Source organism: Lysobacter sp. GX 14042 (assembly GCF_021390425.1).
Classification (GTDB): Bacteria; Pseudomonadota; Gammaproteobacteria; order Xanthomonadales; family Xanthomonadaceae; genus Novilysobacter.
Genome location: NZ_JAJUWY010000019.1, coordinates 1 through 3,127 on the forward strand (window position 1 = coordinate 1; position 3,127 = coordinate 3,127).

Here is a 3,127-nt window from a genome sequence, read left to right on the forward strand (position 1 = left end):
ACCCCGGGGGAGACATGAAACGCAACTGGGACACCATACGAGAGATCCTGACGCGTCTAGAAGATCTGCCAGATACGGACGCGATTCTTCGGCTGTCAGACTTCCCCGCTGATCGGAACTTCGAAGTCTCGTACCACATGGAGTTGCTCATCGAGGCAGGTTTGGTCGAAGGCTCAATGAGCCGCACACTTGGTGGCGGAGCTACGCAGTTCATGGCGCGGCGGCTCACGTGGCCAGGTCACGAGTTCCTTGACGCAGTCCGAAGTGACACTGTCTGGAACAAGACCAAAAAAGCGTTCGCCACCAACGGCGTCACCATGACCTTTGATCTCATCAAGTCGGTGGCCTCGGATATCGCCGTTGCACTCGTACGTAGCGCGGCCGGGGTCTAACAATTCGTTCAAGCCGAACTTGCTTCGCTACACCAAACACATGGCAGAAAAAGCTTGCCATGTGTTTGGCTCCGCTACGCAAGTCGGCTTAACTCAGGTGTTAGGCGTGAAGCACCGGGAGGGAAACCAAATGGCACTGATCAGCTGTCACGAATGCAAACAAGAGATATCGGATAGTGCGCCGACCTGCCCGAAGTGCGGGGCTAAGACTGTTTCTGCGCACGATGAGAGTTTCTTGGCTGGGATATTTGCTGTAGGTATTCTTGCACTTATCCTTTGGTGGGCTTTCGCAGACGGTGATGACTCAGATGGCGAGGAGCAGGCGCAGCCTAGAAGAGAGTTGGCGCTCGCCGAAGAGTATCCAGGTCCTTGGCGTGAAGACTTCAACGCGGACATAGCTCGGACTTTGGCGCACAATCGCGTTACTGGCTGTGGGCAATTCAAGTTTAAGCCAAGCAGTCAGAACCGGAATGAATTTGTGGTGTACTGCACCAGGGACGGCCACGAGTGGAGTGCTTACGTTGTGTGGACCGCGATCAATGAGGTCATTGGCCCAAGCAAGCCAGATCCAGCTCTCAACTGAGGGGTTGTGCCTAACGAGTCGTTCAAGCCGAATCCGCTTCGTTCCGCAAACCACATGGCAGGTAAAGCTTGCCATGCGGTTCGCTCCACTACGCTGCTCGGCTTAACGCTGGTGTTAGCCGTGAATGGAGGTTGCAATGCAATTTGCAGCAATCGACGTAGAGACCGCCAATGCTGACCTTGCCAGCATCTGCCAAATTGGCGTCGCGATCTTCCGCGACGGCGTGCATGTGGATTCGTGGTCAAGCCTCGTTGACCCTGAAGATGATTTCGATGGCTTCAACATATCGATCCACGGAATAGACGAGCAAACCGTAAGAGGTGCACCAACCTGGCCAGGAGTCGCTGAAACCTTACGCGGCCTGCTCACTGGCTCAGTAGTCGCGTGCCACACACCGTTCGATCGGGCAGCCACTAGTCTCGCCTGTGAGAAGCACAGACTTTCTCAATTTGATTGCAAATGGCTAGACACAGCCCGTGTCGTGCGTCGCGCATGGCCGGAGAAGTTCGGGGCAAAGGGCTACGGGCTGCACAACGTCGCGAAATTTCTCGGCATCGATTTCAAGCACCATGACGCACTAGAGGATGCTCGCGCTGCTGGCGAAGTGCTCTGTAGGGCCAGCGCTCACGCTGGTTTCAGCCTTGACGATTGGTTTGCCCGCGTCCAGCGCCCTATCAACCCGACCTTCGACCAGCCAATCACTCGTGATGGGAACAGCGAGGGGCCACTTTTTGGCAATGTCGCGGTGTTCACTGGCTCACTCGCTATCCCGCGACGCGAGGCGGCAGACTTGGCTGCTCGCGCTGGATGTGGCGTTGGCTCTTCGGTCACAAAAAAGACGACTCTTCTCATCGTCGGTGACCAAGACATCTCCAAGCTTGCGGGAAAGACAAAGAGTTCCAAGCACCTCAAGGCAGAGGAACTGATAGGTCAAGGCTGCCAAATTCGCATTCTCCGCGAGTCTGACTTCCAGAGCATTGTTGTGGCGCAGGCGGTTCACGGCTAACAATTCATTCAAGCCGAAGCCGCTTCGCGGCTCGGCTTAATTCTGGCATTAGACGACCGCACCAACTGACCAAGCAAGCCCCAGCATGGGACTTCTTCGCGCACCGTATTGACAAGCATTTTTAACATGATGTAAGATTTGCTTTACATTCGTAGCCGGAGCCCGAAATGGGATACCGCGAGAAAGTAGCTTGGCTAATGTTTTCCTCCATGGCCGTCACTCTAGGCCCGTACTTGATCTACGTATACGTCGTACAAAATGGCCAACCAATTCCGTTGCCTGGAATAGGCGAGCTCAAGCTCTACGCGACAGCAGCCGTTAGCTGGGCCGTAATCATTGGAACCGGCCATCTGCTTCTGCGTCTCAAATTTCCTAGTGATACTAGAACTCCCGCCGACGAACGGGATCACGAAATTGAGCGCCGTTCATTCCGTATCGGGTACTTCATCCTCATCATCGGCATGATCGTCATAGGGATCTTCAAGCCGTTCTACTCGGCAGGCTGGTCAATCATCAATGGGACAATCCTCATGATTGCCGTGGCGGAGTTAGTTCGCTACCTCACCATAGTTCACAGCTACCGTAAGCAAAGACCGTAATGGCGGGAACAATCGAAAATCAGATCAAGTTGCTTCGGTTTCAGAACGGCGAGATGTCACAAACCGAGCTGGGCCAACGTATTGGAGTAACGCGACAGACTATTGCTGCCATTGAAGCGGGAAAGTACTCACCCACCCTAGAATCTGCATTCCGTATCGCAGATGTCTTTGCTGTGAAGCTGGACGACGTCTTTCAGTGGGTCAAGAACTAGAGCGGTCGTCTAACAATTCGTTCAAGCCGAATGGATGAGCAATGGAGACTTTTCTAACTCCGGTAATCGTCGGCGGCATATCAGGTGGTCTAGCGGTTGCGGCCCTGGTGTTCCTCACTCCGACAAGATCTTGCCCAAAGTGTAGAACGCTTCTGCCGCGCTTCCGCAGGCCGGCGAGTATTCGAGAGGCTTGGCTCGGAGGGCGGCGCTGCGCCAGCTGCGGTGCCAAGATTGCTCGCGATGGTTCATTGCTACCGCACCAAGGGAGCCGCAGCGAATGCGCCTAACAGTTCATTCAAGCCGAACGCGACAAGTCGCGTCGGCTTAATTCAAGT

5 protein-coding genes are annotated in these 3,127 nt (G+C 54.7%); all 5 read left to right on the top strand.

The annotated features are described in order from the left end of the window. Window positions 1-392: DUF2513 domain-containing protein (locus LY625_RS13260; protein WP_233740782.1), on the top strand; the 392-nt coding region annotated here is incomplete at its 5' end. 19 nt (window positions 393-411) lie between these two features. After that, the gene (locus tag LY625_RS13265) at window positions 412-975 is read left to right on the top strand and encodes a hypothetical protein (protein WP_233740783.1); all 564 of its coding nucleotides are present in this window, start codon (window positions 412-414) and stop codon (window positions 973-975) included. 136 nt (window positions 976-1,111) lie between these two features. After that, the gene (locus LY625_RS13270; RefSeq protein WP_233740784.1) at window positions 1,112-1,981 is read left to right on the top strand and encodes an exonuclease domain-containing protein; all 870 of its coding nucleotides are present in this window, start codon (window positions 1,112-1,114) and stop codon (window positions 1,979-1,981) included. Between the two features lie 167 nt (window positions 1,982-2,148). Continuing rightward, window positions 2,149-2,580 (top strand): hypothetical protein, encoded by a 432-nt coding sequence (locus LY625_RS13275; RefSeq protein WP_233740785.1) that lies wholly within the window; start codon window positions 2,149-2,151, stop codon window positions 2,578-2,580. Further along, entirely contained in the window at window positions 2,580-2,792 is a 213-nt protein-coding gene (locus tag LY625_RS13280) for a helix-turn-helix transcriptional regulator (protein ID WP_233740786.1), read from the top strand. Before LY625_RS13275 ends, LY625_RS13280 begins: the two co-directional genes overlap by 1 nt. Window positions 2,793-3,127 lie beyond the last annotated feature (335 nt).

Coding starts and splice junctions, on each gene's coding strand:
- LY625_RS13280 (WP_233740786.1), top strand. CDS start 2,580: ATGGCGGGAACAATCGAAAATCAGATCAAGTTGCTTCGGTTTCAGAAC.
- LY625_RS13275 (WP_233740785.1), top strand. CDS start 2,149: ATGGGATACCGCGAGAAAGTAGCTTGGCTAATGTTTTCCTCCATGGCC.
- LY625_RS13270 (WP_233740784.1), top strand. CDS start 1,112: ATGCAATTTGCAGCAATCGACGTAGAGACCGCCAATGCTGACCTTGCC.